The sequence below is a fragment of the Bacillota bacterium genome, from assembly GCA_012839765.1.
In the GTDB taxonomy this organism is placed as follows: domain Bacteria; phylum Bacillota; class Limnochordia; order DUMW01; family DUMW01; genus DUMW01.
The window spans coordinates 1-5,023 of sequence record DUMW01000083.1 but is presented as its reverse complement, the minus strand read 5'-3'; the positions used below and the strand labels follow the sequence as shown (position 1 = coordinate 5,023).

The following is a 5,023-nucleotide window of genomic DNA, read 5'->3' as shown; positions in this document are numbered from 1 at the left end:
TTCGACCCGAAAATCCCAGGCCACACCACCGCCCATGATATGATCCTCCGGCAGCCGCCACGTACCGCCAAGGACATTGGGGCGGGGATCGGTCTGCCGAAAGAAGTCCGTTTAGAGATGGGCCTTATGTTGGATGAACACCAATGCGCCCTTACGGTGGCTTTGCACCAGTATAACAAGCATCATTGGCTGACCGAGGGTGCTGAGGCTTTTATCAGCCTCCATGATCTTTTGGACGAGCACATTAGGGTCACCATCAGACACATTGATATGGTGGGGGAACGGGTGGCCCGCCTGGGGGTTGTGCCCACGGCCCATCCCGTCACCCAACATGAGCTTTCCTACATCAAACACGAGGTCGAAGGCCGGTACACCATGCGGGATTTCATCCGCAATGACCTGGAGCATGAGTTGAAAATGCAACAGATGATGCGGAAAACCATTGCCAGAGCCCATGAACTACAGGACTTCGGTACGGTTCAGGTATTGGAGGAGGTCCTAGTAGAGCGGGAGGACCTGGGGTATCATCTGTACAGCATCCTGGAAGATGACTCTCTGGTCCGGGGGATGGAACATATCTTCCCCAAAGAGGGCAACATCGCAGGGGACCGGCCAATGGATCCCAACAGCCCCTTGCAGTAGCAAGCTATCAGCGCTATCTATCCGAGATAGCGCTGAACCCAACTTTCTCCCGGAATTGTTCAGTTCCGTCGGTGCGATCAAGTAGTCTTTTACTCCCTTGCAGGTTATGCTTTGTCCGTCTTGGCAACTGGGTTCCTGCGCCTGGATTTTCTTCAGGGCTATCCTGCCTTTAGGTCAATATACAATCCAATTCTTCGTCTTGGCCTGGGCTGGCCTTTTTTCCTGTAACTCCATCGGCAGCGTTATGGTAAGATAGAGTGGCAAGGAAGTTTGGTCTGGGCAATAAGCACGCAGTGCTTTGGGCGAGAAACACATATATTTGTACTAGGGGAATGGTTTGACCTTCCGGTATGCACCTTGGTTTACCCATGCTCTTCTTGCAAGGTTCAGGTCCTTGGGGGAAGGCAGATGAACAGGAATGGGGGATGATGACCATGGATAGTCATGGGGACAACGATGTGCTGTTTCCATCCCAAACCAAATCCCTATTCTGGGCCCGGATCCTAGCTGACCTTTTAACCCTTGTGCGGGGTGTGAGCGGGGTTCTTCTGCCCTTGATGCCCTGGGCTGCGATGTCCGATGCCTTGGGTCGGCTCGTGAAATGCAATGTACTTCTTTGGAGCACCGATGCGGTGGATGGTCGATTAGCCCGGCTTTCAGGAACACCGCCCTCCTGGATTGGCCAGCGGGACATTTGGGTGGATGTGACCCTGACTTTGGGGACGGCCCTGGCCCTGGTGCGGACTGGGTATTTGTCTCGTTCTACACTGGGTGCCTGGGTTCTTCTTTGCGGGGTGTTATACACCCTCAAACCCGTGGACACGGTGCTTTTGGTATTTATGTTTCCCTTACAGCTCACCCTGCCGATCTGTGCTCTCCTTCGGGGCTGTCCGGAGGTGAAGCTGTACCTGCTATTTGTCATGGTGCTTTTGGTGGTCAATTGGTCGCGGTTAAGATGGGTTATCGAGGTGTTCATCAATGGACTACCCCCTCGCCTCCAGGATTGGGTATGGTCCTGGTTGCCCCGTTGGTTGCGCCTGACACCACAGGAGCGGGAGTTCTTCCGAAGCTCCCTCCGGGAAGGTGAGACTGTAGGGCTAGATAACCCAGGGCACCCTTTAGAGCATTGAAATCCCCCTCCTGGCCGCGGCGTTTCGGGCCTTCTTTACTAGATGAGGACAAGGACCCTGTGTGTTATTGACTGGGCTTGGAGAGAATAGACTGTTGGCCTAGCGAAGGGGACAGATTTTGGCACAGGACTGGGCGAGGCCCTGGTCCCATGTTCTTGCTTGCAATTGTGGCGTAGACATATGATAATACTTCTTAGCAATGTTGTATCTGGTGTATGGAGGATGGATAAGGACGATGCAGAATCGCATTCGAAACTTCTGCATAATTGCGCACATCGATCACGGGAAATCCACTTTGGCGGATCGCCTGATCGAAAAGACCAACACATTATCCCAAAGGGAAATGACCGACCAGGTGCTGGATCGGCTGGATCTGGAGCGGGAACGGGGTATTACCATCAAACTGCAAGCGGTGAGGCTGGATTACCCCGCCCGGGACGGACAACAGTACATTCTGAACCTGATCGATACACCGGGGCACGTGGACTTCTCCTATGAGGTATCCCGGAGTCTTGCGGCCTGTGAAGGGGCGCTGTTGGTGGTGGATGCCACCCAAGGGATTGAGGCCCAGACCCTGGCGAATCTATACATGGCGTTGGAACATGATCTGGAGATTATCCCGGTGATCAACAAAATCGATCTGCCCAGTGCAGATCCAGAGCGGGTACTCCAGGAGCTGGAGGATACCATCGGGTTTGGCCCCGATGAGGCCCTGCTGGTCAGTGCCAAGACGGGCCAAGGGATCGAGGAGGTGCTGGAGGCGATCGTACAGCGGATCCCGCCGCCTACAGGCAGCGCCGATGCCCCCCTAAAGGCTTTGATCTTCGATTCCCACTTCGACAGTTACCGGGGTGTGGTCGCCTATGTACGGGTGATGGAAGGTACTGTCAAGGTAAAGGATCGGATCAAGTTGATGTCCAACCAGCGGGAGTTCCAGGTGGAACAGCTGGGGGTATTCCGACCGGATATGCAGCCAGTGGAAAAGTTAGGGCCCGGCGAGGTGGGCTGCCTTTTGGCCAACATGAAGGAAGTGAAGGACAGCCGGGTGGGAGATACCGTCACCCATCTGGATAAACCAGCAGCAGCTCCGCTGCCGGGATACCGGCCGGCGCGGCCCATGGTTTTCTGCGGGCTTTACCCGGTGGAAAACGAAGACTTCACCAGTCTGCGAGATGCCTTGGAGAAACTACAGCTTAACGATGCGGCCTTGACCTTTGAGCCGGAAACTTCCGTGGCTTTGGGTTTTGGTTTTCGCTGTGGGTTCCTTGGCCTGTTGCATATGGAGATTGTCCAGGAACGTCTGGAACGGGAGTTTGATATCAACCTGATTACGACGGCCCCCAGTGTAGTGTATCGGGTAGTGACCACCCGCGGGACCACCCTCGAAGTGGACAATCCCGCCAAGTTCCCAGCTCAAAATGAGATTGAGGAGATCTCGGAACCCTACGTGGATGCCAGGATCGTGGTCCCCGATGAATATATCGGGCCGGTGATGGAATTATGCCAGGACCGGCGGGGTGAGTACCAGGGCATGGAGTATTTAGGGCCCGGTCGGGCCATGCTGAAGTATCATCTGCCCTTGAGCGAGATCCTCATGGACTTCTTTGATCGGCTAAAGTCCAATACTCGGGGTTACGGCACCTTGGACTATGAGTTTCTCGGTTACCGCCAGACCGATGCGGTGAAACTGGATATCCTTCTTAACGGCAAACCGGTGGACGCCCTCTCTTGTATTGTGCACCGCAGCAAGGCCCAAAGTCGGGGCCGGGCCCTGGCCAACAAGCTGAAAGACGTCATCCCTCGCCAGCTGTTTACGGTGCCGGTGCAGGCGGCGGTGGGCAACAAGGTTTTGGCTCGGACCAACATTAAGGCCCTGCGCAAGGACGTTACTGCCAAGTGTTACGGTGGTGACGTGAGCCGTAAACGCAAGTTGCTGGAGAAACAGAAGGAAGGGAAAAAGCGGATGAAGGCCATCGGGAACATTGAGATTCCCCAGGAAGCCTTCATGGCCATTTTGAGCATCGATGATGAGTAGTGTCAATCTTGCCGGGATCTATGTGCATATTCCCTTCTGTACCAGTAAATGTCCCTACTGTGACTTTTTGTCCCTGGGGGGTTTTGGGGAAGTAGACGATCTTTATCTTGTGGGCTTGGCGGCGGAGATGGACTATCTCAAGGTCAGTCTTCCCCTGCCCTGCCTCTTTGATACCATCTACTTCGGCGGCGGGACTCCCTCGCTGTTGACTCCCCAGCAGGTGGAGCGGATACTGACTAAACTGCGGCAGACTTTCCCCCTGGGATCAAACCTGGAGGTGACGCTGGAAGCCAATCCCGGTAGCCTTTCTTCGCAGAAGCTGCGGGGGTATCGGCAGGCGGGGGTCAACCGGCTCAGCCTTGGGGTGCAAGCCCTGGATCCCGAGGATCTTAAGATCCTTGGACGGCGCCACGATGCAAAACAGGCCCGGGAAGCCTTCCAGGAGGCGGTGGCCGCTGGATTTGAAAACATCAATATTGATCTCATCTTTGGTATCCCCGGGCAGTCTTTAGACCGTTGGGCCAAGACTTTAAAGGAGATCGTCCGCTGGGGGCCCGTCCATATATCTCCCTATTGCCTGACGGTGGAACCGGGAACCCCCCTAGGAGAGCAGGTGGCCACAGGCAAAGTCGTTGTACCTGAAGATGCCCTGCAAGCGGAGATGTACCGCTATACCATAGACTTTCTCCGGACTGCGGGCTATGAGCATTATGAGATCTCCAACTTTTCCCGCCAGCGCCCCTGCCGGCACAACCTCCATTACTGGTATAACGACTGGTATTTGGGCCTGGGGTGGGGAGCCCACTCCCATTTTTACGGAGCTCGCTTTGCCAACGAAACCAGTCTTGCGGACTATCTCCGGGAGTACACAAAACCGCAACCCCAGATCTACCGAACCTATCTGTCTCCCTATGTCTGTATGCAGGAGACCATGTTTATGGGCCTGCGGCTCCTGGAGGAGGGTGTATCGGTAGAACGCTTTGTAGAGCGTTTCGGGAAGAGTCCCTATACGGTCTTTTCCGAGGAGCTTGAGCATCTGCAAAGATTGGGTCTTATCCAGTGTCTACCCTCCAGGATCAGACTGAGTGCCCGGGGGGTCTTCTTCGGTAATCGTGTCTTTGCCGAATTTGTCTAGTCTTCGGTTCCCGGACCGAAACAACGGGATCTATGGGGCAATTCCTAGTTATCTATCACGTTGTCATGCCTTCTGTTTACC

Annotated in this window: 4 protein-coding genes; all 4 read left to right on the top strand. The window is 54.9% G+C overall.

Annotated elements, in window-relative coordinates; all coding sequences use genetic code 11:
• Window positions 1-75 precede the first annotated feature (75 nt).
• The 4 genes from GXX57_08445 to hemW all read left to right on the top strand — a co-directional run bounded on the left by GXX57_08445 (window position 76) and on the right by hemW (window position 4,942).
• On the top strand, window positions 76-642 hold the full coding sequence (locus GXX57_08445; protein ID HHV44675.1) for a ferritin Dps family protein: 567 nt from the start codon (window positions 76-78) through the stop codon (window positions 640-642).
• Between the two features lie 368 nt (window positions 643-1,010).
• Window positions 1,011-1,772 carry a hypothetical protein gene (locus GXX57_08440; GenBank protein ID HHV44674.1) on the top strand — a complete coding sequence of 254 codons (762 nt, stop codon included), beginning with the start codon at window positions 1,011-1,013 and terminating at the stop codon, window positions 1,770-1,772.
• Window positions 1,773-1,971: 199 nt separating this feature from the next.
• A complete protein-coding gene (gene lepA, locus GXX57_08435) occupies window positions 1,972-3,807 on the top strand; it encodes an elongation factor 4 (protein ID HHV44673.1) in 1,836 nt (611 codons plus the stop codon).
• The gene (gene hemW, locus GXX57_08430) at window positions 3,800-4,942 is read left to right on the top strand and encodes a radical SAM family heme chaperone HemW (GenBank protein ID HHV44672.1); all 1,143 of its coding nucleotides are present in this window, start codon (window positions 3,800-3,802) and stop codon (window positions 4,940-4,942) included. The genes lepA and hemW overlap by 8 nt, the downstream gene beginning before the upstream one ends.
• Window positions 4,943-5,023: the final 81 nt, after the last annotated feature.